The organism is Paraburkholderia sp. MM5477-R1, assembly GCF_050436385.1.
In the GTDB taxonomy this organism is placed as follows: Bacteria; Pseudomonadota; Gammaproteobacteria; order Burkholderiales; family Burkholderiaceae; genus Paraburkholderia; species Paraburkholderia tuberum.
This window is the reverse complement of the sequence record NZ_JBNDMC010000007.1, coordinates 2,440,026-2,464,413: the sequence shown is the minus strand read 5'-3', so window position 1 is coordinate 2,464,413 and position 24,388 is coordinate 2,440,026. Positions and strand designations below refer to the sequence as shown.

General features: G+C 64.1%; 15 protein-coding genes and 1 pseudogene. 11 read left to right on the top strand and 5 right to left on the bottom strand.

Features of this window, described 5'->3' with window-relative positions; translation table 11 throughout:
- The first annotated feature begins 230 nt into the window (after nt 1–230).
- The 4 genes from OKW35_RS40420 to rluB all read left to right on the top strand — a co-directional run bounded on the left by OKW35_RS40420 (nt 231) and on the right by rluB (nt 5,811).
- Nucleotides 231–1,133: a LysR family transcriptional regulator gene (locus tag OKW35_RS40420; RefSeq protein WP_184029942.1), complete on the top strand. Its 903-nt coding sequence runs from the start codon at nt 231–233 to the stop codon at nt 1,131–1,133.
- A 190-nt stretch (nt 1,134–1,323) separates the two neighbouring features.
- On the top strand, nt 1,324–2,544 hold the full coding sequence (locus OKW35_RS40415) for a pyridoxal phosphate-dependent aminotransferase (RefSeq protein WP_429554979.1): 1,221 nt from the start codon (nt 1,324–1,326) through the stop codon (nt 2,542–2,544).
- A gap of 375 nt (nt 2,545–2,919) precedes the next feature.
- Nucleotides 2,920–3,972 (top strand): SMC-Scp complex subunit ScpB, encoded by a 1,053-nt coding sequence (gene scpB / locus OKW35_RS40410; RefSeq protein WP_429554978.1) that lies wholly within the window; start codon nt 2,920–2,922, stop codon nt 3,970–3,972.
- A gap of 63 nt (nt 3,973–4,035) precedes the next feature.
- Nucleotides 4,036–5,811 carry a 23S rRNA pseudouridine(2605) synthase RluB gene (rluB, locus tag OKW35_RS40405; RefSeq protein WP_429554977.1) on the top strand — a complete coding sequence of 592 codons (1,776 nt, stop codon included), beginning with the start codon at nt 4,036–4,038 and terminating at the stop codon, nt 5,809–5,811.
- A gap of 302 nt (nt 5,812–6,113) precedes the next feature.
- Here the strand turns inward: rluB and OKW35_RS40400 are convergent.
- Nucleotides 6,114–6,583 (bottom strand): annotated as a pseudogene (locus OKW35_RS40400) (IS110 family transposase); the annotation flags it as partial.
- Between the two features lie 654 nt (nt 6,584–7,237).
- On the opposite strand from OKW35_RS40400, the gene rimP reads away from it, so the two are divergent.
- From rimP to truB, 5 genes are all read left to right on the top strand, one after another.
- Nucleotides 7,238–7,696, top strand: a complete 459-nt coding sequence (gene rimP, locus OKW35_RS40395) for a ribosome maturation factor RimP (RefSeq protein WP_184066771.1) — start codon at nt 7,238–7,240, stop codon at nt 7,694–7,696.
- On the top strand, nt 7,693–9,168 hold the full coding sequence (gene nusA, locus OKW35_RS40390; protein WP_176120042.1) for a transcription termination factor NusA: 1,476 nt from the start codon (nt 7,693–7,695) through the stop codon (nt 9,166–9,168). The genes rimP and nusA overlap by 4 nt, the downstream gene beginning before the upstream one ends.
- 94 nt (nt 9,169–9,262) lie before the next feature.
- Complete coding sequence (infB, locus tag OKW35_RS40385; RefSeq protein WP_184066774.1) at nt 9,263–12,184, top strand: translation initiation factor IF-2; 2,922 nt, start codon at nt 9,263–9,265, stop codon at nt 12,182–12,184.
- A gap of 222 nt (nt 12,185–12,406) precedes the next feature.
- Complete coding sequence (rbfA, locus tag OKW35_RS40380) at nt 12,407–12,772, top strand: 30S ribosome-binding factor RbfA (protein ID WP_008922231.1); 366 nt, start codon at nt 12,407–12,409, stop codon at nt 12,770–12,772.
- Nucleotides 12,773–12,850: 78 nt separating this feature from the next.
- Entirely contained in the window at nt 12,851–13,786 is a 936-nt protein-coding gene (gene truB, locus OKW35_RS40375; protein ID WP_187610397.1) for a tRNA pseudouridine(55) synthase TruB, read from the top strand.
- A gap of 124 nt (nt 13,787–13,910) precedes the next feature.
- Here the strand turns inward: truB and OKW35_RS40370 are convergent, their stop codons facing one another.
- From OKW35_RS40370 to OKW35_RS40355, 4 genes are all read right to left on the bottom strand, one after another.
- On the bottom strand, nt 13,911–15,473 hold the full coding sequence (locus OKW35_RS40370; protein ID WP_429554976.1) for a DHA2 family efflux MFS transporter permease subunit: 1,563 nt from the start codon (nt 15,471–15,473) through the stop codon (nt 13,911–13,913).
- Nucleotides 15,474–15,507: 34 nt separating this feature from the next.
- Nucleotides 15,508–16,749, bottom strand: a complete 1,242-nt coding sequence (locus tag OKW35_RS40365; protein ID WP_184029918.1) for an EmrA/EmrK family multidrug efflux transporter periplasmic adaptor subunit — start codon at nt 16,747–16,749, stop codon at nt 15,508–15,510.
- Between the two features lie 83 nt (nt 16,750–16,832).
- Nucleotides 16,833–18,353 carry an efflux transporter outer membrane subunit gene (locus tag OKW35_RS40360; protein ID WP_429406520.1) on the bottom strand — a complete coding sequence of 507 codons (1,521 nt, stop codon included), beginning with the start codon at nt 18,351–18,353 and terminating at the stop codon, nt 16,833–16,835.
- 52 nt (nt 18,354–18,405) lie between these two features.
- A complete protein-coding gene (locus OKW35_RS40355) occupies nt 18,406–18,921 on the bottom strand; it encodes a MarR family winged helix-turn-helix transcriptional regulator (RefSeq protein ID WP_429357034.1) in 516 nt (171 codons plus the stop codon).
- A 326-nt stretch (nt 18,922–19,247) separates the two neighbouring features.
- On the opposite strand from OKW35_RS40355, the gene typA reads away from it, so the two are divergent.
- Complete coding sequence (typA, locus tag OKW35_RS40350; RefSeq protein ID WP_090804133.1) at nt 19,248–21,077, top strand: translational GTPase TypA; 1,830 nt, start codon at nt 19,248–19,250, stop codon at nt 21,075–21,077.
- Between the two features lie 405 nt (nt 21,078–21,482).
- Nucleotides 21,483–24,344: a 2-oxoglutarate dehydrogenase E1 component gene (locus tag OKW35_RS40345; protein ID WP_429554975.1), complete on the top strand. Its 2,862-nt coding sequence runs from the start codon at nt 21,483–21,485 to the stop codon at nt 24,342–24,344.
- The last annotated feature ends 44 nt before the right edge of the window (nt 24,345–24,388 follow it).

Below are 24,388 nucleotides of genomic sequence, written 5' to 3'. Positions count from 1 at the left end.
TGCCTGAAAGCCCCGTGGCGGCGGGCCAACGCGGGCGCCAGCCAGGGCCGTATAAGAATCCAAAAAACCCATCTCGCAAATCGGGACAATCACCAATCTGGGGCAGAAAAGCCCGGCCGGCGTGCGTTCGCGCTTTTTTGCTGCATTGCAGCGCCCACGTGGACGGTGCTATGCCGCATGTATTTGGTCGTACAATGCGCATCAAGCTGCGCTATTGATGAGGTGAACAAATGAATGTGACGCTGCGACAGCTCAGGGTTTTCATCGAGGTGGCGCGCTTGCAAAGCTTCAGTCGGGCCGGCGCCGAAATCGGCCTCACGCAGTCGGCGGTCAGTCGCTGCGTACGCGAGCTCGAAAGCGAGATCGGCCTGAAGCTCATCGATCGCACGACGCGCGAAGTGCAACTAACCGACGTAGGCGGCAACCTCGTGGCGAGTGTGTCGCGACTGCTGGGGGATCTCGATGACGCGTTGCGCGAGATCCGCGAAATCGGCGAGCAGCGCCGCGGACGCGTGGTGGTCGCGGCGAGCCCGACCGTCGCGTGCCGGCTGATGCCGCGCGTAGTCGCGTCGTGCGGACAGCAGTTTCCTTATGTGACGCTTGGGCTGCGCGACGACGTGCAAAGCGACGTAGTGCGCAAGGTGAAGTCGGGTGAAGTGGACTTCGGCGTGATCATCGGCCCGTTCTCCGACGACGATCTGCTCAGCGAGACGCTGATGACGGACTCGTTCTGCATCGTGTCGCGTGACGATCACCGGCTCGCCGCGCGCAAGCAGGTTACGTGGAAGGACCTCGACGGCGAGCAACTCGTGATGCTCGATTATGCGTCCGGCAGCCGCCCCCTCATCGATGCCGTGATGCAGGCGCAGGGCGTGAACGCCACCGTGGTGCAGGAACTCGGCCATTCGGCGACGGTGTTCGGGCTCGTCGAGGCGGGCGTCGGGATCAGCGTGCTGCCGTGGCTCGCGCTGCCGCTGCCGGCGGGGGCGTCGCTGGTCGCGCGTCCGCTGGTGCCGCGCGCGGAACGCCTCGTCGAACTAGTGCGGCGGCGCGACCGGTCGCTGTCGCCCGCGGCCGAGGCGGTGTGGAATCTGATCCGCCAGTTGCCGGGCCGGGCCGAGGAGTTGAATTAACGGGCGGGATCGCGTGCGATCCGTTCGACTGGTGGATTGGCGCCGGGCGCGGCCCGCCGCCCACACGCCGCCTGCCGCTACTCGCTGCGCCGCTGTCCGGTTACCCGGCGCGCTAAACTACCAACTTCATCGCGCACGCCTTCGCGGTTGCGCCCCGAGCCTCTTATCCTTCACCCACCCGGAAGCCTCGATGAGCGAATTGGACCTGCCCGTGCTCTCCATCCCGAATGCGCGCGACGCCGTACGCGCGCTGCGTCCATCGCAAATCCGTGAAGTCGCGAACGCCGGTTTCGGCGTCGACGACGTGCTGCCGTTCTGGTTCGGCGAGTCCGATCGCGTCACACCCGCATTCATTCGCGACGCCGCGAGCGCCGCGCTCGCCGCCGGCGCGACGTTTTACACGCACAATCTCGGCATCGCGCCATTGCGCGCGGCACTTGCGGGCTACGTCAGCGAGTTGCACGGGGCGACGTCGCCCGAGCACGTCGCGGTCACGAGCGCGGGCGTCAACGCGCTGATGCTCGCCGCGCAGCTGGTGGTCGGCGGCGGCGACCGCGTCGTCGCGGTGACGCCGCTATGGCCGAATCTGGTCGAAATCCCGAAGATTCTCGGCGCGCATGTCGAAACCGTCGCGCTCGGCTACGGCGAACGCGGGTGGGAGCTCGACGTCGGGCGATTGCTGACCGCGCTGACACCTGACACGAAGATGCTGATGATCAACTCGCCGAACAACCCCACCGGCTGGGTGATGAACCGCGACGACCAGCGCAGCGTGCTCGAACACTGCCGGCGGCACGGCATCTGGATCGTCGCGGACGAGGTCTATGAGCGGCTCTACTATCCCGGCGATGACGCTGCCCAGGCGGCCGGTGTGCGCACCGCGCCGTCGTTTCTCGACCTCGCGATACGCGACGAACGCGTGATCTGCGTGAATTCGTTCTCGAAAGCCTGGCTGATGACGGGGTGGCGGCTCGGCTGGATCGTCGCGCCGACCGCGTTGATGGACGACCTGGCGAAGCTGGTCGAGTACAACACGTCGTGCGCGCCGTCGTTCGTGCAGCAGGCGGGCGTCGCGGCGCTCGAGCAGGGCGAGCGTTTTACGCAGCAGCTGGTGCGCGACCTGAGGACGTCGCGCGATCATCTGGTGCGCGCGCTGTCGGCGGTTCCCGGCGTCGATGTGAAGGCCCCGCTGGGCGCGATGTATCTGTTCTTCTCGATGCCGGGCTCGACGCGCAGTCTCGATTTGTGCAAGGCGATGGTGCGGGAGGTCGGGCTCGGCGTGGCACCGGGCAGCGCGTTCGGGCCGCAGGGCGAGGGGTTCGTGCGCTGGTGCTATGCGTGCGATACGGTGCGGCTCGATGCCGGCGTCGAGCGCTTGACGCGGTTTCTGGCGCGCCACGCCGGGGCCTGATCATGCGGCCTCGTACGCCCCCCGCGCTTCGTGTTGACGTACCGCGAGCGGCGAAAAGCCGCGAATCGTGAGAATCTTCTTGCTGTCGACTCGACGCGGGCGGGCGCGGCTACACCGGTCAGCGCCGCAGCAGAAGATGCACGGCAGATCGCGGCTTTACGCCCCGGTCGTTTTTGCGTAATATGGCGCTCAGTCACGCGATTCCTTTCAGGAATATCGCCGCTCCGTCCGGCTGGGTCTGGCTCGATAAGTCTGTTCGCCACCCCCCGGTGCGTGCTCCCATCAATATGACCGATCAGAATCGGGCGAGCGCGTCTTCAGTTCCACATCGTCTGTTTGATCCGGTTCTTTGACCACAGGGTCTGACCTAGCTGCATGAATACCCAAGAGGCGAAGATCGTCCTCGAGACTGCCTTGATCTGCGCGCAGGAGCCGTTAAAGCTCGGCGAATTGCGCAAGCTCTTTGCCGACGGCGTGTCGGCGGACACTGTTCGGACCTTGCTCGAAGACCTGAAGCGGGACTGGTCTGGGCGCGGTGTGGAGCTGGTCGGGCTGGCGTCGGGCTGGCGGTTTCAAAGCAAGCCCGCGATGCGTTCGTACCTGGATCGGCTGCATCCGGAAAAACCGCCGAAATATTCGCGCGCGGTGCTCGAAACGCTCGCGATCATTGCCTACCGGCAACCGGTGACACGGGGCGATATCGAAGAAATTCGCGGTGTGACGGTGAATACGCAGGTCGTCAAGCAGCTCGAGGATCGCGGCTGGATCGAGGTGATCGGTCATCGCGACGTGCCGGGGCGTCCGGCGCTGTATGCGACCACGCGGCAGTTCCTCGATGACCTTGGTCTAACGGCGCTTGACGAGTTGCCTCCGCTTGCCGATCCGTCCGCACAACTGAACGTGGATCTGCTGGGTCAGCACGCGATCGAGTTTGCCGAGGGCGACGCGCAAAGCATGCAGCAGCCGGTGCAGGATGCCGGGCACGACATGGCGGGTGAGGCTGGCGAGCCGGCTCCGCCGGAAGCGGCGCAGCACGCCGCGTCGGGATTTGAAGCAGCGCCGCCCGAGACGGTAGCCGAGTCGACGCTCGAACCGGAGCCCCGTGCGGAAGCGACCGGGCAGGCCGGCACGACGAATGCGTCGAGTGCGTCAGACGCGTCGAGCGCGCCGCACGACATGCAACAACAGCCCGAACCGGCACCCGCGGCAGCGCATGCCAGCGTCGCCGGCTCGGCACAGCATTACGATCCGGTCGCCCAGACCGATCCGGCAACACCCGCGCACGGCTCGGGCGTGGCTCGCAATACGGAGCACGCTGCCGAGCCGAACCCGATCGAGGCGGCGCACGACGATCCCGAGGATCGCCGCGATGCCGCGCAGGACGCAGGCTTTCTGACCGACGACGAAACCGAGTCGCGCAGCGCCTGACGTAACCGAACTTTTTTGCCGCGCCCGCAACGGGCGCGCGCGACCTGACATTTTGAGGTTGTTTTGACACATACCCACGACACCGATTCGTCCGAATCCGAGCGCCCCGTGCCGTCGGCGCGGACCGACGAACGCACTACGCAAGCGGCGGCAGGCGAGGGCGAGCGCCCGGCTCATGGCGCGGAAGCAGAGGGCGAAGAGCGCCCCCGCCGCGGTCTGCGTCGCGGGCCGCGCAGCCTGATCGCGCGACGCCGCGCCGGCGCGAAGACGAAGGCAGCCGAGGGCGCGCCCATGCAAGGCGCGCCGGTCGTCGCCGAAACGCCGCCGGACGGCGAGGTCGTCGCCCAGGTGCGCACGCCGCGCAAGGACGCGGGTGCGAAACAGGGCGGGCGTCGTAACGCTGGCGGTGCGAAGCGCGAGGGCGCATCACGCGAAGACCAGCGCGAACGTCAGCCGCGCGAAGGTCAACGTGAGGGCCAGCGCCAGAATCGCCGCGGCGCCGATGCGGCCGCGGAGTCAGCTCAGGACGATCTGTTCTCATACGTGACTTCGCCCGCATTCGATGCCGACAACACCACGACTGGCGGCGTACGCGCGCCGATGCTGCGCCATGGCAAGGCAGCGGGCCCAAAGCGCGTGCTGTCGCCCGATGACGACGCGCCGAAGCTGCACAAGGTGCTCGCCGAGGCGGGCATGGGCTCGCGCCGCGACATGGAAGAGCTGATCATCGCCGGCCGCGTGTCGGTGAACGGCGAACCGGCGCACATCGGCCAGCGCATCATGCCGACCGACCTGGTCCGCATCAACGGCAAGCCGGTCAAGCGCAAGGTCGCCGGCAAGCCTCCGCGCGTGCTGCTGTACCACAAACCGACCGGCGAAATCGTCAGCCACGCGGACCCGGAAGGCCGTCCATCGGTGTTCGACAAGCTGCCGCCGATGAAAACCGCCAAGTGGGTCGCGGTCGGGCGTCTCGACTTCAACACCGAAGGTCTTCTGATGCTGACCACCTCGGGCGATCTCGCGAACCGGTTCATGCATCCGCGTTATAGCGTCGAGCGCGAATACGCGGTGCGTGTCGTCGGCGAACTCGCCGAGGGTATGCGTCAGAAGCTGCTAAACGGCGTCGAACTCGAGGACGGCCCGGCGAATTTCTTGCGCATCCGCGACGGCGGCGGCGAAGGCACGAATCACTGGTACCACGTCGCGCTCGCCGAAGGGCGGAATCGCGAAGTACGCCGCATGTTCGAAGCGGCCGGCCTGATGGTCAGCCGGCTGATCCGTACGCGCCACGGCCCGATCTCCCTGCCGCGTGGTCTGAAGCGCGGCCGCTGGGAAGAACTCGAGGACAATCAGGTGCGCGCACTGATGGCATCGGTCGGCCTGAAGGCGCCGACTGAGGAGCGCGGTAGCCGCAATGCGGCGCCGGAGCGTCGTCAGCCGGATCCGATGCAGACGTCGATGGGCTTTATCAACCGCGAGCCGGTGTTGATGTCGCACAGCCGCTTCGAGCAGCAGCCGCGCGGACAGGGTCGCCGTGGCGCGGCGGGCGGTGGCTTCGGCGCGGGGATGGGGGGCGGCACTGGTTCTGGTGTCGGTGTGGGCAATCGCGGCGCCGGGGGGCAGCGCGGCCGCGACGTCGACGGCAACCGCGCGTCGTCGCCCAACGGCAACCGTGCGCGCACTGGCGGCAAGCGTGCCGGCGCGTCCGGCGACAGCGGCGGCAATCGCGGGCCGGGCGGCAATCGTGGCGGTAACGCCAACCGTGCCGGCGGCAACGCGGGTTCGGGCGGCGCGAATCGTGGCGGCGGCACGGCGCGCGGTCGCTCGCGCGGCCGTTGAGCGGGGCGCTGTACCGCGTTTGAGGGGTGGCCGTTGAACGGCCATACCCTTTGGTGCAGTTCGCATGACCTGCCAGGCTGATATGACTCCCGGTGTCAATTGGGATCGGGTTTTTAGTTTCTCGAATTCACGTTGCGGGAATTTCCTCAGGGCGGCGTAGCAGTACATTTCGGCGGTGGATCAAGCTGATATCCGCGGGTTGGGTACCGCACTACAGATGTCCGCCCAATGAGCCTGCCGCTATCTGGAACCGCAAGTCGGATGCAGTAGTCCGTTGCGTAGCCTGGTCGCGGGTTACTCGTCCCAAGCGAGAGTAGAAAGGCCTTCACGCGTTGCCGTGCGCGCTTCAGGTCGTCTTTGGCGCCACCCACGTCCGTGCCAGATCGCGGAACGCTTCGTCGTCGTCGCTCGGCACGTACACCGCGGAGAGGTCACCGGCGCGCAAAGACCGCACAAGCTTGATCGCATCACGTCGCCCAGTCTTGACCCGTTCACCCGGTTTTTTCGGAATCAGCGATCGGGCGCACACGATGCACCCGAATCCCTTCTGCACGAACTGCCGGTAAAGTCCGTAGCCGCATGGACCGGCCTCGCAGACAACGCAGATGTGCCGCACTTTCGACTGCAGGCGCCTGCACAGGTGATCGATATCAGCCTGCGTCATACCGATCTTGCCCAGCAGTTCGACTTCGCCCGAGCCCGGCGCATACGCGACTTTGATCGAGTCCTTGTGTACATCGAGACCGACGCACAGCGTGCTATCGTCTTCCATGCTGGCCGCCGTGCCGGAAATCGCCGGGAGCGGCCGTGTCCGCACTGTGCTGCTCTGGCTGCAATGCTAACCCGCGCTTGATTCCTTACGGCGGGCCAGCCATTGCCTCACGGGAGTCATACTGCATACTGACTAGCAATGTCGAGTGCTTCCCGGCCGAGCCGTTTATCGTTTTTGGCGATTTTATGCCGCCTCTTGTTTGCCGCGTTCGCACGGCGTTCCGATGCGTCAAACGCCGTGCGAAACTGCGCTGAAGACCGACAGGACGCATCGCCGCAAAGTGTTGGCGTAGCCCGTCCGGCTCCCCTTCCCGACGGCTCGGGCGACCTTGCAAAAGCCCGGATTTGCCGCCACATTGTCGAAAGATTCCTATCAATTCAAGCGGAAATGCACATCGCCCGGCGTTCCGCGGATTGCGTTTGGGCCGGAAAATGGCTACAATCGCGAAGTCGCTGGGCGTACGGTTTCATGTGCGGCTCAGGTGCGACCACCGGCAATAAGATGATGGGCGTTCAGCCCATTTTTTTTTGCCGCTCAGTTCATCGTGGTTCGGCATCTCGGGTTCGCACGAACGTGCGCCGGCTTGGCGCGCGGCCCGCATTGGTTGTTTGCAGAAGAGGCGAGGCTCGCTGCGCGAACATCTAAGAGGGCACTGTGCAACTGACGGAACTGATTGAAACCACGGTCGTGGGACTCGGCTACGAGCTCGTCGATCTCGAGCGCACCGGGCGCGGCATGTTGTGTATCTATATCGACCAGCCAGCCGGCATCGCAATCGAAGACTGCGAGAAAGTCACGCGTCAGCTCCAGCACGTTCTGACGGTCGAAAATATCGATTACGAGCGGCTCGAAGTATCGTCACCCGGTCTCGATCGCCCGCTGAAGAAACTGGCGGATTTTGAACGTTTCGCGGGCAGCGAAGCGGTTATCACACTGAAAAAGCCATTGGACGGTCGGAAATCGTACCGGGGCATTTTGCGTGCTCCGCAAGGCGAGACGATCGGTCTGGAATTTGAAGGAAAAGAAGGGGCCGCGATGCTCGATTTCACGCTCGCGGACATGGACAAGGCGCGCCTTGTTCCGAAAGTTGACTTTAGGAGCCGCAAACAATGAGTCGCGAAGTGTTGATGCTGGTGGATGCGCTGGCACGCGAGAAGAATGTCGATAAGGACGTGGTATTTGCCGCGCTCGAAGCGGCTCTCGCTTCGGCCTCCAAGAAACTCTTCGAAGAAGATGCGGATATCCGCGTCCACATCGACCGTGAAAGCGGCGAGCACGAAACGTTTCGCCGCTGGAAGGTGGTGCCGGACGAAGCAGGTCTGCAGGAACCGGATCAGGAAATTCTGCTGTTCGAGGCGCGCGAGCAGCAGCCCGATATTCAGCTCGACGAGTTCATCGAGGAGCCGGTGCCGTCGATCGAATTCGGCCGTATCGGCGCGCAGGCCGCCAAACAGGTGATCCTGCAGAAGGTGCGCGACGCCGAGCGCGAGCAGATCCTGAACGACTTCCTCGAGCGCGGCGAACACATCATGACCGGCTCGGTGAAGCGCCTCGACAAGGGCAACTTCATCGTCGAATCGGGTCGCGTCGAAGCGTTGCTGCGCCGCGACCAGCTGATCCCGAAGGAAAACCTTCGGGTGGGCGACCGCGTGCGCGCGTATATCGCGAAGGTCGACCGCACCGCGCGTGGTCCGCAGATCGAGCTGTCGCGTACGGCGCCGGAATTCCTGATGAAGCTGTTCGAGATGGAAGTGCCGGAAATCGAGCAGGGCCTGCTCGAGATCAAGGCGGCGGCTCGCGATCCGGGCGTGCGCGCAAAGATCGGCGTGGTGGCTTATGACAAGCGCATCGATCCGATCGGCACCTGCGTCGGTATTCGCGGCTCGCGCGTGCAGGCCGTACGCAACGAGCTCGGTGGCGAAAACGTCGACATCGTGCTATGGTCGGAAGACCCCGCCCAGTTCGTGATCGGCGCGCTCGCGCCGGCAGCCGTGCAGTCGATCGTCGTCGATGAAGAAAAGCATTCGATGGACGTCGTCGTCGACGAGAACGAACTCGCGGTCGCGATCGGCCGCAGCGGCCAGAACGTGCGGCTTGCCAGCGAGCTCACCGGCTGGCAGATCAACATCATGACGCCGGACGAATCTGCGCAGAAGCAGAATCAGGAGCGCGGCGTCCTGCGCGACCTGTTCATGGCGCGTCTCGATGTCGACGAGGAAGTCGCCGACATCCTGATCGACGAAGGCTTCACGAGCCTTGAAGAGATCGCCTACGTGCCGCTCAACGAAATGCTCGAAATCGAGGCATTCGACGAAGACACCGTTCACGAACTGCGCAACCGCTCGCGCGACGCGCTGTTGACGATGGCGATCGCGAACGAAGAAAAGGTCGAGAATGTAGCGCTCGACCTGAAGAGCCTGGACGGCATGGACGCCGACCTGCTCGCGAAACTGGCCGAACATCAGATCCAGACGCGCGACGAACTCGCCGAGCTGGCCGTGGATGAACTGGTCGAGATGACTGGGATGGGAGAGGATGCCGCTAAGGCGTTGATCATGAAAGCACGTGAACACTGGTTCCAGTGAGAAATGACCATGGCGCACTGAATTGAACGCGGCCGTCAGGCCGCATGACCCGATGCTAACCGCAAGGAATCGGTCCTTGCATTAAGAGGAATGAATGGCGAGTAACAACGTAGCCCAATTTGCCGCGGAACTGAAAATGCCTGCAGGCGTGCTGCTTGAGCAGCTGCAGGCAGCTGGCGTCACAAAAGCGAGCGAAGCCGACTCCTTGTCCGAAACGGACAAGGCGCGTCTGCTCGACCACTTGCGCAAGTCTCACGGCTCGACTGATGCAGACAAGCGCAAGATCACGCTGACGAAACGGCATACGTCGGAGATCAAGCAGTCCGATGCGACGGGCAAAGCTCGCACCATTCAGGTCGAGGTGCGCAAGAAGCGCACGTTCGTCCGCCGCGACGAGACTGTCGCGGAAGGCGGGGATGCATCGAATCATGTGGCCGAGAACGCGGACGCAGAAGATCTCGAACTGCAGCGTCGTGAGGAAGAAGCACGTCACGAAGCTGAGCTGCTCGAAAAGCAGGCGCAGGAGCTGAAGGCGCGCCAGGAGCAGCTCGAGCGCGAAGAAGTCGACCGTCAGGCGCGCGAGCAGGCCGCGGAAGCCGAGCGTCAGCGCGCGGAAGAAGATGCAAAGAAGCGCGCAGCGGCTACGGCCGAGGCGGCGGCTCGCGAGAAGGCCCAGCAGGCGGCGGCGAAAGCCGCTGCACCGGTTGCCGAGAAGGCAAACGAGCAGGACGACGAACGCGCGGCAGCGGAACGCGCCGCGCAACGCGAAGCCGCGAAGAAAGCGGAAGACGCCGCCCGCGTGGCCGCCGAAAAGGCGCGCGCCGAACAGGAAGAAATCGCCAAGCGCCGCGCGGCGGCCGAAGCCGAAGCGCGCGCGATTCGCGAAATGATGAACACGCCGCGCAAGGCGCAGGTGAAGGCGCCGGAACCGGCACCGAAGCCCGCCGAGCCGGCCAAGGCGGCCGAAGCCAAGGGCACGCTGCATAAGCCGGCGCGTCCGGCTGGTGAAGCACCGGCGCGCCCGGCAGCGAGAAAGCCGGCAACCGCCGCGACTCCGGCGCCCGCGAGCGCACCGTCGGCGGGCGACAAGAAGAAGCCGGGCGGCGGTAAGAGCGGCTGGCAGGACGATGCAGCGAAGCGCCGCGGCATCAAGACGCGCGGCGATTCGAGCGGCGGCGTCGATCGTGGCTGGCGCGGCGGTCCGAAGGGGCGTGGCAAGCATCAGGAGCAGAGCACCACGTTCCAGGCGCCGACCGAACCGATCGTGCGTGAAGTGCATGTGCCGGAAACCGTCACGGTCGCGGATCTCGCGCACAAGATGGCGGTGAAGGCTTCGGAAGTCATCAAGGTGATGATGAAGCTCGGCCAGATGGTCACGATCAACCAGATGCTGGACCAGGAAACGGCGATGATCATCGTCGAGGAACTGGGCCACCATGCGCTCGCGGCGAAGCTGGACGATCCGGAAGCCATGCTGGTCGAAGGCGAAGCGAGCGACGCCGAAGCGCTGCCACGTCCGCCGGTCGTCACGGTGATGGGCCACGTCGACCACGGCAAGACCTCGCTGCTCGACTACATCCGCCGCGCGAAGGTTGCGGCAGGCGAAGCGGGCGGTATTACGCAGCACATCGGCGCCTACCACGTCGAAACGCCGCGCGGAGTGATCACGTTCCTCGACACGCCGGGTCACGAAGCCTTTACGGCAATGCGTGCCCGCGGTGCGAAGGCGACCGATATCGTGATCTTGGTGGTGGCCGCCGACGACGGCGTGATGCCGCAGACGAAGGAAGCGATCTCCCACGCGAAGGCTGGCGGCGTGCCGCTCGTCGTCGCGATCAACAAGATCGACAAGCCGGAAGCGAATCCGGAGCGCGTGAAGCAGGAGCTCGTCACGGAAGGCGTCGTGCCGGAAGAGTACGGCGGCGACTCGCCGTTCGTGCCGGTGTCGGCGAAGACCGGCGCGGGCATCGACGATCTGCTCGAAAACGTGCTGCTGCAGGCCGAGGTGCTGGAGCTGAAGGCACCGGTCGAATCGCCGGCCAAGGGCCTCGTCATCGAAGCGAAGCTTGACAAGGGTAAGGGTCCGGTCGCAACGATCCTCGTCCAGTCAGGTACGCTGAACCGCGGCGACGTCGTGCTGGCAGGCAGCGCCTACGGTCGCGTGCGTGCCATGCTCGACGAAACCGGCAAGCCGACCAAGTCCGCGGGTCCGTCGATCCCGGTCGAAATCCAGGGTCTGTCGGAAGTGCCGCAGGCTGGCGAAGAAGTAATCGTGATGCCGGACGAGCGCAAGGCGCGTGAAGTTGCGCTGTTCCGTCAGGGCAAGTTCCGCGACGTCAAGCTCGCAAAGCAGCAGGCCGCGAAGCTCGAGAACATGCTCGAGCAGATGGGCGAGGGCGAAGTGCAGTACCTGCCGCTCATCGTCAAGGCCGACGTGCAGGGTTCGCAGGAAGCGCTGGTGCAGTCGCTGCAGAAGCTCTCCACCGACGAAGTACGCGTGCAGATCGTGCACGGAGCGGTCGGCGGCATCAGCGAGTCGGACGTCAATCTCGCGACGGCGTCGAAGGCGGTCATCATCGGCTTCAACACCCGCGCGGATGCGCAGGCTCGCAAGCTCGCGGAAGCTAATGGCGTCGACATCCGCTACTACAACATCATCTACGACGCCGTGGATGAGGTGAAGGCGGCAATGTCGGGCATGCTGGCGCCGGAGAAGCGCGAAGTCGTGACGGGCACGGTGGAAGTACGCCAGGTATTCAAGGTGCCGAAGGTCGGCACGGTGGCCGGCTGTATGGTCACGGACGGTTTCGTCAAGCGCTCGTCGTCGGTGCGCGTGCTGCGCAACAACGTCGTCATCTTCACGGGCGAACTCGATTCGCTCAAGCGGTTCAAGGACGATGTGAAGGAAGTCCGTCAGGGCTTCGAGTGCGGTATGTCGATCAAGAACTTCAACGATATCGTCGAAGGCGATCAGTTCGAAGTCTTCGAGGTCACCGAAGTCGCGCGTACGTTGTAATTCGCGCGGCACGGCACAGCGGGCGGAACGGGCTTGACGCCCGCTCCGCCCGTTGTTTTTGAGCCCGCAGTGTCGAGTTTGTTGCTGGCTTGGTTGCCGCGTTCGTCGCAAATGGACTCTCACCCCGCCGCGGCGACCGCGACGCCGTCGTATCGAACGAATATCGAACACGGCTCGCGCGAACCAATTTTTTGCATCCGTCTTAGCGGAGCACACAACACCATGCCTAAGAAACGTACTACTCCCAATCGCAACGTGCAGATCGCCGATCAGATCCAGCGCGACCTTGCTGAGCTTCTGCGCGAGGTCAAGGATCCGCGCATCGGCATCGTCACATTTCAGAGCGTCGAGCTAACGCCCGACTACGCGCACGCAAAGGTCTACTTCACGACGCTGACGGGCGACCCGCAGCAAACGCTCGAAGCGCTGACGCACGCTGCCGGCCATCTGCGCAATCTGCTGTTCAAGCGCCTGCATATCCACACGGTGCCGACGCTGCATTTCCACTACGACAAGACGATCGAGCGCGCCGTGGAGATGTCGCGTCTGATCGACGAGGCAAATTCCACGCGCGCGAAAGACGACTGAGCGTCTGCCATGCCGTGGCGTTCCATGTAGCGCGCGGCGCCGTTTTTCGCATTTCCCGAACGTTCTGCCTCCCTCGACATGACCGCACCTCAACGCCCCCGCGTGCCGCGTCGCGCGCTCGATGGCGTGCTGCTGCTCGACAAGCCGCTCGGCCTGTCGAGCAACGACGCGCTGGTTCGCGCGAAACGTCTTTATCTGGCGAAAAAGGCGGGCCACACCGGCACGCTCGATCCGCTGGCTACCGGCCTGCTGCCGCTGTGTTTCGGCGAGGCCACCAAGTTTTCGCAAGACTTGCTCGAAGCCGACAAGACCTACGAGGCGACGATGCGCCTCGGTATCCGCACGACCACCGGCGACGCCGAAGGCGAGGCGTTCGACATCCGCGCCGTCGACTGCGACGAAGCGGCGGTGCGGGCGGCTTTGCCGAAATTCATCGGCGAGATCGTTCAGATTCCGCCGATGTACTCGGCGCTCAAGCGCGATGGCAAGCCGCTGTACGAGTACGCGCGCGCCGGCCAGACGGTCGAACGGGAAGGGCGGCAGGTGACGATTCGCGCGCTCGAGCTGATTGCGTGCGCGTTGCCGGATGTGACGTTTCGCGTGACGTGCAGCAAGGGCACCTATGTGCGCACGCTTGCCGAGGATATCGGCGAAGCGCTCGGCTGCGGCGCGCATCTGGTCGCGCTGCGGCGCACGGGCGTCGGCGCGCTGACGCTCGAGCATTCGGTCACGCTCGACGCGTTGTCCTACGCGACCGAACTCGAACGCGACGCATGGCTGCAACCGGTCGACGCGCTGCTGTCCACGTTCCCGCAGGTCTGTCTGAACGACGATGACACGCGCCGCTTCCTTCACGGCCAGCGCCTGAAGCTGTCGTCGCTGACGATCGCCGCCGACGCGGTGAATGCCCCGCGCGTGAGGGTGTACTCGGCGCAGGGGCGGCTTCTGGGGGTCGCGAAGCCGGGCGAAGGCGTGCTCGCACCCGACCGTCTGATCGTGACGACGGAGAGCTAGAGGTCGCCGTTTTGCCAGCCCGGCGCGGACAATAAAAAAACGGGATCGCCATCGAGCGATCCCGTTTTGATCATGCCCTCCGGTGGAGCGGTGTCGAACTAAAGCAACATCACAAACACCCCCCTCAATGCGCCGCGGCCGCCGCCGCTCCCGCATCGCCGCCTGCCCGTTCCGGCCGCGTGATCCAGATCAGCGCGATCAGCGCGACAAAAATACCGGCCGAAATGAAGAACAGATCGTTTACGCCGAGCTGCGCGGCCTGCTGCGTGACCATGGTGTTGAAGAGACCATAGGTCTGCTGCTGATCCAGACCCACCGCGCCCATCTGATGAATCGATTGACCGAACGCTGGGTTGTAAGCATTCGCCTGTTCGGTCAGTTGCGCGTGGTGCATGACCGTGCGGTGATCCCAGGCGGTCTGGAAGATCGACGTGCCGATACCGCCGCACATGATCCGCACGAAGTTCGACAGCCCCGAGGCCGCCGGAATCCGATGGCCCGGCAAGCCCGACAGCGTGATCGACACGAGCGGAATAAAGAAGCCGGCCATACCGATACCTTGAATCAGCGTGGGCAGCATCAGCGAGTACGTATCGACGCCCGTCGTATAACGCGAGCGCATCCAGAAACACAGCGCGAAAATCAGGAACGACAGCGTCGCGATATAGCGCGGATCGGTACGCGGCAGCACCTTGCCGGTCAGCGGCGACAACAGGATCGCGAACACACCGACGGGTGCCATCACGAGTCCAGCTTCGGTCGCCGTGTAGCCGATATCGGTCTGCAGCCACAGCGGCAACAGCACGAGATTGCCGAAGTAAAGCCCATAGCCGATCGACAGCGCGATCGTGCCGCCGGTGAAATTGCGCCGGCTGAACAGCGACAGATCAACCACCGGATGCTCGGCCGTCAACTCCCACACGATAAAAAACGCGAGCGCGATCACCGCGAGGAGCGCGAGCACGACGACCGTCGTCGACGAGAACCAGTCGAGGTCCTTGCCCTTGTCGAGCATCACCTGAAGCGAGCCGACCCAGACGATCAGAAGACCGAGGCCGACGCCGTCGATTGGCGCCTTCCTGATGACCGAATCGCGGTTACGGAAGATCATCCACGTCGCGGCGGCCGCGACCGCGCCGACGGGAATGTTGACGTAGAAGATCCACGGCCACGAGATGTTGTCGGAAATCCAGCCGCCGAGGATCGGACCGGCAACCGGTGCGATCAGCGTGGTCATCGCCCACATCGATAGCGCCATCGGCGCTTTCGCGCGCGGATAGCTCGCGAGCAGCAGCGTCTGCGACAGCGGGATCATCGGGCCGGCCACCGCGCCTTGCAGCACGCGCGACGCAAGCAGGAACGGCAGGTTCGGCGACAGCCCGCACATCCATGACGACAGCACGAACAGCACGATCGACGCCATGAACAGCCGCACCTGGCCGATGCGGTCGGTGAGCCAGCCGGTCAGCGGCACCGAGATCGCGTTGGCCACCGCGAACGACGTAATCACCCACGTGCCCTGGTCGGACGATACGCCGAGGTCGCCGGAAATCGACGGGATCGACACGTTCGCGATCGACGTGTCGAGCACGTTCATGAACACGGCGAGCGACACCGCGATGGTGCCGATCACCAGTTGCGCGCCCTCGAGCGGCGGGTGAGGGACTTGCGCCTGAGCCTGAGCCATTAAAAGAGCCTTCTTTGAATCGTCGGACGGAGCCTCAGCTCTTATGGGCCGCCGGTTTCGCGGCGGCCGCGGCGCTCGCCGCGGTCGACTTCTGCGCGCCGCCGTTCGCGTTCGTGCCGGCGTTTTCCGAGATGATGCGTGCGATTTCCGCATCGGCTTCCGCGCCGTACTTGTCGAAGACGTTGGTCTGGTAAACCGTGGACGGCGCCTGACCGAGCTGGCCGCCGGTGTCGTCCTTGATGTTCACGTCAGCTTGCATCGACAGACCGATACGCAGCGGATGCTTCTCCAGTTCCTGCGGATCGAGCGAAATACGCACTGGCAGACGCTGCACGACCTTGATCCAGTTGCCGGTCGCGTTCTGCGCGGGCAGCAGCGAGAACGCCGAACCCGTGCCGGCCGAGAAGCCGACCACCTTGCCGTGATACGGCACCGACGAGCCGTAGACGTCGGCCGTCAGTTCGACCGGCTGGCCGATGCGCATGTGCTTCAGTTGCACTTCCTTGAAGTTCGCCTCGACCCACACGTCATGCAGCGGCACGATCGCCATCAGCGGCGAGCCGGGCGATACGCGCTGGCCGACCTGCACCGAGCGTTTTGCGACATAGCCTGTGACCGGCGCCGGCAGAGTATTGCGAGCGTGGTTCAGGTATGCGTCGCGCAGCTTCGCGGCGGCGGCCTGCACGTTCGGGTGATCGGCGATCGTGGTGTTCGCGGTCAGCGCGCGGTTTGCCGCGAGTTGCTGTTTGGCGGCGTCGAGCGCGGCTTGCGCGCTCTTCACGGAGTCGCGTGCGTGCGAAATTTCTTCCTGCGATACCGCGCCGGTTTGCGCGACCGTCATACGGCGCTTCAGGTCGTCCTGGGCGCGCGACAGATCGGCCTGGCTCGCCGCGACCCGCGCTTCGTACTGGCTGTCGTCGGCGAACAGACCGCGCACCTGGCGCACCACCTGCGCAAGATTGGCCTCGGCCTGTTCGAGTGCGACGCGCGCGTCGGCCGGGTCGAGCACGACGAGCGGGTCGCCGGCCTTGACGACCTGGGTGTCGTCCGCGTTGACCGCGATCACGGTGCCCGTGACCTGCGGGGTGATCTGCACGACGTTGCCGCTCACGTAGGCATCGTCGGTGTCTTCATGGAAGCGCGCGACGAGGAAGTAGTACAGGCCGTACGCGACCGCGGCAATCAGGATCACGATGACGAGCAGCGTCATCATGCGCTTGCGTTTGCCGTTGTTCGCCGCTTGCGGTGGAGTGGCGGGCTGCTGGGGGGTGCTCATTGATGTGCTCCGGGTTCTTTTGAACGTCGTCGTTTATTCGGGTGTTCGTGTGTATGCGTGTGCGTCGGCGCGGGCGGGCTCGCTCAGTTCGCGGCGGTGCTCGTGGCGTGGTTCGCGGCGTTGGCCGATGCGGGAGCATCGGTCGGCACGACGAGACCGGTCTGGGTTGCGTCGAAGCCGCCGCCCAGTGCCTTGATCAGACCGATCTGCAGACTACGGCGGCGCATCTGCAGACCCGTGACCGTCTGCTCGGCGGCAAGGCGGTTTTCGTCGGCGGTGAGCACCTGCAGCTGCGGCGACAGGCCGGCCTTGTAGCGGATTACGGCGAGCTGGTATGCCTTGCTCGACGCGTCGAGCGCGCGCTGGGCGTCACCCTCCTGGCGGTCGATCGAGCGGATCGACGACACCTGCGTCGAGACGTCCTGCAGCGCGTTGATCAGCGTCTGGTTGTAGTTCGCGACGTCGCCCTCGAAGTCGGCGTAGCGGCCCTTCAACTGCGCGCGCAACGCGCCGGCGTCGAAGATCGGCAGATGGATCGCCGGGCCGAACTGGATCTGACGGCTCGACGCGGTCAGGAAACGGCCCCAGCCGAACGCGTCGAAGCCGAAGCCGGCCGCGAGATTCACGTCCGGGTAGAACTCGGCTTTCGCTTCCTTCACGTCATGCATCGCGGCTTCGACCTGCCAGCGCGCGGCGACGATGTCCGCGCGACGCGCCACGAGGTCGGCCGGGATGTTGTCCGGCAGAGCGACCACGTCGCCGCCGGTGAGCACCGGCTTGTCGATCTGCAGGCCACGGTCCGGGCCTTTGCCGAGCAGCGCGCCCAACTGGTAGCGCACGACGGTGATCTGGCCGTCGAGGTCGGTCAGGTTCGACTGGCTCGTCGCGACGTTGCCGGCGGCGGTCTGCTTCTCGACGTTGGTGTCGAGGCCGGCCGTCACGCGGTCATTCGTGATACGGCCGACGTCCTGGCGGTTCGCGATTTCACGCGCGGCGATGTCGCGAAACGCATACAGCTGCGAGAGCTGGTTGTAGGTGCTCGCGACCGACGCGGCGAGCGTCACGCGCGCCTGCTGCATATCGGCCTCGGCGGCTTTCTGCTGCGACACGGCCTGGCCGAGCCGCTGACGGTTCTTGCCCCACAGGTCGAGATCCCACGACGCGCTCGCGAGCACGTTGTTCTCGCTATACCAGGTGCCGCCGAACGGAGGCGGGTAAAGGGAGTTTGCCGAGTACAGCTCGCGGGTCCACGAATAGCTCGCGCTGACCTTCGGGAACAGCGCTGCGCGCGAGCTTTCAATATACGACGAAGCCTTTGCGAGCCGCGCTTGCGCCTGGGCGATCGACGGGCTGCCCTCGAGCGCTTCCGCGATCAGCTTCGGCAGTTGCGGGTCGCCGAACTGGTTGGCCCAGTCGAGCGATGGCCACTGGCCGCCCTCGTTGGGCAGACTCTGCGTCGACTCGTACTGCGTCGGCGACGCGATCTGCTTGTCGCTTTTGACGCCGAAGTAGTTCGCGCACCCCGTGAGGGCGAGCGCCGTCACCGCGGCGGCGACAGCGGCCCGGCTCGACAGCGCGGGCGCGGACAGGGAAAGGGATTTCATCGCTCGACTCTTCTTTGAGTGGAATGTATTGATGGACGCAGCAAGCAAGCTATTACGATTTGCTATCGGGATGGCTTGCGGCGTCGCGGGAAAGTCCCGTGTGTTCGCCGGAATTGACGAGCACGCGACGCAGCATGCTCTTCAGGAAGCCCACTTCTTCCGGGGTGAACCCGCTCAGCAGGTTATCGAGCACGCCATTGAAAATGGCCGGCATGCGAGCCGCGATCGCATGGCCTTCCGGCGTCAACGCGAGGCGCACGACGCGCCGGTCTTCGTTACTGCGCACCCGCGTGAGCAGGCCGCGCTTTTCGAGCCGATCGATCAGGCGCGTGACGGCGCTTGCGTCGATACCGTATTCACGCGCCAACTCAGCCGCGAGCAGGCATTTGCCGCTCGCCACCATGAACAGGATGCTGCCCTGCTGGCTGGTGATGCCGAGTTCGGCCATGCTGCGCTGTGTGATCAGGTTTGATAGCGTCGATTTCACCCGTGAGATGAGATAGCCGACGCTTTCGCCGAGCTGGTACTCGCTGAGATTCGGCGTGGATTCGTTGGACGGCTCCGTCATGATTCTCGTGCGAATGCAATGGTTGACTAGGCATTAGTATAGCTGGCTGTTGATTGACGCGACAAGCGTTAATACAGCTTAGGCAAGGATTATTTCGCGCTCAAGCAACAAACCGTACGGAATGACGTAGGGCAGGGCAAGGCGCGATTCGCGCAACTCGCGCAGGCGCGGAGAGCGGACGGTCTATCGGGGAATACCAGAAAAGGATCATCCGTGCGTGCTATAATTTTGGGTTCCCAAAAGTGCGCTTTGGGCTTGTTGTCGTGGTTTGGCTCCTCAACCAGCAGCATAAGCAAGCGGCGCACTCAACCGTCTTCAGGTTTCCTATGACCCGCGCCCTACGCAACATCGCCATCATTGCTCACGTCGACCACGGCAAGACCACGCTCGTCGACCAGCTCCTCCGTCAGACCGCCACGTTCCGCGAGAACCAGCAGATCGCCGAGCGCGTGATGGACTCGAACGACATCGAAAAAGAGCGCGGCATCACGATCCTGTCGAAGAACTGCGCGGTGGAGTACGAGGGCACGCACATCAATATCGTCGACACGCCGGGGCACGCCGACTTCGGCGGCGAAGTGGAGCGCGTGCTGTCGATGGTCGACTCGGTGCTGCTGCTCGTTGACGCGGTGGAAGGCCCGATGCCGCAAACCCGCTTCGTCACGAAGAAGGCGCTCGCACTGGGTTTGAAGCCGATCGTCGTGGTCAACAAGGTCGACCGTCCGGGCGCGCGGATCGACTGGGTGATCAACCAGACCTTCGACCTGTTCGACAAGCTCGGCGCCAGCGAAGAGCAGCTCGACTTTCCGATCGTCTACGCATCGGGCCTGAACGGCTACGCGGGTCTCACGCCTGATGTACGCGACGGCGACATGCGTCCTTTGTTCGAGGCAATCCTGCAGCACGTGCCGGTGCGCCCGGCCGACCCGGAAGGTCCGCTGCAACTGCAAATCACGTCGCTCGACTACTCGTCGTACGTTGGTCGTATCGGCATTGGCCGTATCACGCGCGGCCGCATCAAGCCGGGCATGGCCGTCGCGGTGCGATCGGGCCCGGAAGGCGAAATCCTCAATCGCAAGATCAACCAGGTGCTGTCGTTCAAGGGTCTCGATCGCGTGCAGGTCGACTCGGCCGAGGCGGGCGACATCGTGCTGATCAACGGTATCGAGGAAGTGGGCATCGGCGTGACGATCTGCTCGCCGGAACAGCCGGAAGCGCTGCCGATGATCACCGTCGACGAACCCACGCTGACGATGAACTTCCTCGTCAATTCCTCGCCGCTCGCGGGCCGTGAAGGCAAGTTCGTCACGAGCCGCCAGATTCGCGACCGGCTGATGAAGGAACTGAATCACAACGTCGCGCTGCGCGTGCGCGATACCGGCGACGAAACGACGTTCGAAGTGGCCGGCCGCGGTGAGCTGCACCTGACCATTCTGGTCGAAAACATGCGCCGCGAAGGCTACGAGCTGGCCGTGTCGCGTCCGCGCGTCGTGATGCAGGAAATCGACGGCGAGAAGCACGAGCCGTACGAAAATCTGACCGTCGACATGGAAGACCCCCACCAGGGCGGCGTGATGGAAGAACTTGGCCGCCGCAAGGGCGAAATGCTCGACATGGCATCGGACGGCCGTGGCCGCACGCGTCTCGAGTACCGTATTTCGGCGCGTGGTCTGATCGGCTTCCAGTCGGAATTCCTCACACTCACGCGCGGTACGGGTCTGATGAGCCACACGTTCGATTCTTACCAGCCGGTCAAGGAAGGCGCGGTCGGCGAACGTCGCAACGGCGTGCTGATCTCGCAGGACGACGGCGCGGCAGTCGCATACGCACTGTGGAAGCTGCAGGACCGCGGCCGCATGTTCGTGGCGCCGGGAGAAGCGCTGTATGAAGGCATGATCATCGGCATCCACAGCCGCGACAACGATCTCGTCGTGAACCCGATCAAGGGCAAGCAGCTTACCAACGTGCGCGCGTCTGGCACCGACGAAGCCGTGCGTCTCGTGCCGCCGGTTCAGCTGTCGCTCGAATACGCGGTCGAGTTCATCGACGACGACGAGCTGGTCGAAGTCACGCCAAAGTCGATCCGTCTGCGCAAGCGCTACCTGAAGGAACACGAACGCCGCAGCGCGAGCCGCAACAAGGTTGCCGGCGAATAAGCCGGACTCGAATATCCGTCTGGATAGCAGGAAGCGGAAGCCACCTTCGGGTGGCTTCCTTGTTTTCGGCGCATCAAAACGTTTGGCGCTGCATCATGCCTGCCACTTTCCGGGGCGGCACACATGTAGACACCCATTGCGCCGTTCGCCTTCATTTCTCACAGAACACTGTTGCGCGCTGTGAAAAGGCACCCCGTCGCCCGCGAAACGTCCGCCATCACAGGCTTTGCGCCTGTGCCGTTCGCTATCTGGGCTATTCGTTCTGTGCTATGCTCCCGGGTGCAAAGTTTTAGGTCCTTCCAAGCAAGACTTGATTCGCGCAATCCGCTAAACGGTCAGGCCGTGTCGCGGAAGGTTCGGTAACCCGCTATTTCTCGAGAAACTCGAAGAAAGGTGAGCGTAAAAATGATGAAGCAATTCCAGTCGAACTCTTATCTGTTCGGCGGCAATGCTCCGTACGTTGAAGAAATGTACGAAGCGTATCTCGATAATCCGGCGTCAGTGCCCGAGACCTGGCGCAGCTATTTCGATGCGTTGCAGAACGTGCCCGCATCGGACGGCAGCAACGCCAACGACGTGGCCCATGGCCCGATCGTCGAATCGTTTGCCCAGCGCGCCAAGGCCAATGCCTTCCTGCCGCGCGCAACGGTCGGCGGCGAAGATCTCGCAACCGCCCGCAAACAGGTTTACGTCCAGTCCCTCATCGGCGCATATCGCTTCCTCGGCTCGCAATGGGCCAATCTCGATCCTCTGAAGCGCCGCGAGCGTCCCGCGATCCCCGAACTTGAACCCGCGTTCTACGACTTCACCGAAGCCGACATGGACCAGGAGTTCAGCGCAACGAATCTGTACTTCGGGTTCGAGCGCGCGACGCTGCGCGAGATCGTCAAAGCCCTGCGCGACACGTACTGTGGCACGATCGGCGCCGAGTACATGTACATCAGCGATCCGGAGCAGAAGCGCTGGTGGAAGGAACGCCTCGAATCGATCCGTTCGACGCCGAGCTTCAACAACGACAAGAAGAAGCACATCCTGAATCGCCTGACGGCCGCCGAAGGCCTCGAGCGTTTCCTGCACACCAAGTACGTCGGCCAGAAACGCTTCTCGCTCGAAGGCGGCGAGAGCTTCATCGCGGCGATGGACGAAGTCGTGCGTCACGGCGGTCTGCGCGGCGTTCAGGAAATCGTCATCGCGATGGCTCACCGTGGCCGTTTGAACGTGCTGGTCAATACGCTCGGCAAGATGCCGGCAGACCTGTTCGCCGAATTCGAAGGCAAGCACGTCGATGATCTGCCGGCTGGCGACGTGAAGTACCACAAGGGCTTCTCGTCGGACGTCGCGACGGAAGGCGGCCCGGTTCACCTGTCGCTCGCGTTCAACCCGTCGCACCTCGAAATCGTCAACCCGGTGGTCGAGGGCTCGGCGAAGGCGCGTATGGACCGTCGCGGCGACGAAAACGGCGTTCAGGTGCTGCCGGTGCAGATCCACGGCGACGCGGCTTTCGCCGGCCAGGGCGTCGTGATGGAAACGCTGAACCTCGCGCAAACGCGCGGTTACGGCACGCACGGCACGCTGCACATCGTCATCAACAACCAGATCGGCTTCACGACGTCGGACCCGCGCGACTCGCGCTCCACGTTGTACTGCTCGGACGTCGTCAAGATGATCGAAGCGCCGGTGCTGCACGTGAACGGTGACGATCCCGAAGCGGTCGTGCTGGCCACCCAGATGGCGATCGACTTCCGCATGCAGTTCCACAAGGACGTCGTCGTCGACATCGTCTGCTTCCGCAAGCTGGGCCACAACGAGCAGGACACCCCGGCGGTCACGCAGCCGCTGATGTACAAGACGATTTCGAAGCACCCCGGCACGCGCGCGCTGTACGCTGAAAAGCTCGTTCAGCAGGGCGTCATCAAGGCCGAGGATGGCGAGGAATTCGTCAAGGCTTATCGCAGGGCGATGGACGAGGGCCACCACACGGTCGACCCGGTGCTCTCGAACTACAAGAGCAAGTACGCGGTGGACTGGGTGCCGTTCCTGAACCGCAAGTGGACCGACGCGGCCGACACGGCCGTGCCGCTCGCGGAACTGAAGCGCCTCGCCGAACGCATCACCACGATTCCGGAAAACTTCAAGGTTCACCCGCTCGTCGAGCGCGTGATCAACGACCGTCGCACCATGGGCCGCGGCGAAGCGAAGCTCGACTGGGGCATGGGCGAGCACCTCGCGTTCGCGTCGCTGGTCGCTTCGGGCTACGCAGTTCGTCTGACCGGTCAGGATTCGGGCCGCGGCACGTTCACGCACCGTCACGCAGTGCTGCACGACCAGAACCGCGAGCGCTGGAACGACGGCACCTACGTGCCGCTGCAGAACATCGCCGAAGGTCAGGCGAAGTTCACGGTGATCGACTCGGTGCTGTCGGAAGAAGCGGTGCTCGGCTTCGAATACGGTTACTCGACCGCTGAACCTAACACGTTCGTCGCGTGGGAAGCGCAGTTCGGCGACTTCGTGAATGGCGCGCAAGTCGTGATCGACCAGTTCATCTCGTCGGGCGAAGTGAAGTGGGGCCGCGTGTCGGGCCTGACCATGCTGCTGCCGCACGGCTACGAAGGCCAGGGTCCGGAGCACTCGTCGGCGCGTATCGAGCGTTTCCTGCAACTGTGCGCAGACCACAACATGCAGGTCGTTCAGCCGACCACGCCGGCGCAGGTCTTCCACCTGCTGCGTCGCCAGATGATCCGCCTGTTCCGCAAGCCGCTGATCGTCGCGACGCCGAAGTCGTTGCTGCGTCACAAGGAAGCCGTGTCGGATCTGTCGGAACTCGCGAAGGGTTCGTTCCAGCCGGTCATCGGCGAAGTGGACGAAACCATCGACGCGAAGAAGGTCAAGCGCGTGCTGGCCTGCTCGGGCCGCGTGTACTACGACCTGGTCGCGCATCGCCGCGAAGCGAAGGTGAACGACGTCGCGATCATCCGTATCGAACAGCTCTATCCGTTCGCGCACAAGCAGTTCGAAGCGGAAATGAAGAAGTACGACAACGCAACCGAAGTGGTGTGGGTGCAGGACGAGCCGCAGAATCAGGGCCCGTGGTTCTACATCGAGCACCATCTGAAGGAAGGCATGAAGGAAGGGCAGAAGCTGGCGTACAGCGGCCGTCCGGCTTCGGCTTCGCCTGCAGTCGGCTACTACGCGAAGCACTACGAGCAGCAGAAGGCGCTGATCGAAGGTGCTTTCGGCCGTCTCAAGAGCGCGTCGATCGCTAAATAAAGAAACAGACGAGCCGGGAAAGCGCAGTGCGCTTTCCCGCGCCG